The following is a 1,516-nucleotide window of genomic DNA, read 5'->3' on the forward strand; positions in this document are numbered from 1 at the left end:
CTGGCAAGGACGGCACGAGCGACAACAGCGGCACGGCCGGCGACGCGTCCGGCGACACGGAAAACCTCGACCAGATGGTCCGCCGCGGCGCGATGTGGACCACGCTCAACGTGGCGCTGTCCCGGTTCGGCCAGTTCGGCGTCGGCATCCTCGTCGCCCGCCTGGTGGCCCCGGCGGACTTCGGCGTCTTCGCCGTCGCCCTGACCGTCCTGTCGATCGTCATCAACGTCAGCGAGCTCGGGGTCAGCGCGGCGCTTGTCCGTGGCAGCCGCGAGGAGTGCCGCCGGATCGCGCCGACCGTGGCGACCATCTCCATCGGCACCGCGGCCGCGCTCGGCGCGATCATGGTGGCCACGGCGGACGTGTTCGCCCGGGCGCTGGGATCCGACCAGGCCGCGGAAGCCGTCCGGGTGCTGTCCATCACCGTCGTGGTCGCCGGCTTCGGCGCGGTGCCCTCGGCCCTGCTCAAACGGGACTTCGCCCAGGACAAACAGTTCATGGCCGACTCCGCGAACACCGTCGTGTCCGCGGTCGTCGTGATCCTGCTCGCCGTGTCCGGCTGGGGGGCGATGGCGCTGGCCTGGTCCCGGGTCGCCGGCCAGGTGGTCTCGATCGTGCTGCTGCGGCACTTCAGCCCCGAACGCGTCCGGCCGGGGTTCAGCCGGGCCCAGGCCCGTCAGCTGCTCGCGTTCGGGCTGCCGCTCACCGGCGCCAACGTCGTCGCGTTCACCCTGCTCAACGTCGACTACATCGTGATCGGACGGCAGCTCGGCGCCGTCGAGCTGGGCCTGTACATGCTCGCCTTCAACATGTCCGGCTGGCCGATCAACGTCTTCAGCGCGGTGGTGCGGGCCGTGTCCATGCCGGCGTTCGCGCGGGTCAGCGAGGACCGCGAGCAGCTCCCGGCCCGGTTCGCCGCCGCGGCGTCCATGGTCGCCACGATCACGATACCGGTGTGTCTGATCATGGGCGGGGCGGCCGGCCCGCTCGTCGCCGTGGTCTACGGGTCGAAGTGGCACGCGGCCGCCGGCGCGCTGGCGGGTCTTGCGATCTTCGGTGCCGCCCGCACGATGGTCGAGCTGCTGTCGGACTTCCTCGTCGCGCTCGGCAGGACCCGGGAGATCTTCGTCATCCAGGTGCTGTGGATCGCGGCGCTCATCCCAGCCATGATCATCGGCGTCGGGCGCAACGGGATCGCCGGTGCCGGCGCGGCCCACGCGGTGGTCATCGTCGGGGTCACGCTGCCGATATACGTGCTGGCGCTGCGTCCCTTCCGGATCACCCCCTGGCTGCTGGCGCGGGCGGTCGGCCCGCAGGTGCTGGCCGCCGCCGCGGCCGGCGCGGCCTCCTGGCTGGTCGCGTCGGCCGTCGCTCCCGTCTGGCTCGCGCTTCCGGTCGCGTCGGCGGCCGGGTTCGTGGTCTTCGTCGGATGCCAGTGGTCACAGGTCGTCCGCGTCGTCGGGCGCCTGCGCTCCCGCCGGAGCGGCCGGGACGACGACGCGGACGACCTGTGACC

Annotated in this window: 1 protein-coding gene; it reads left to right on the plus strand. The window is 72.4% G+C overall.

Translation table 11 applies throughout. The features are described from left to right. Positions 1–1,514, plus strand: a 1,514-nt coding sequence (locus AC5LSR_RS23005) for a lipopolysaccharide biosynthesis protein (protein ID WP_493469008.1), incomplete at its 5' end; no start/stop codon positions are given. Between the last annotated feature and the right edge of the window lie 2 nt (positions 1,515–1,516).

This window comes from Protofrankia sp. CiP1_Cm_nod4 (genome assembly GCF_982290645.1).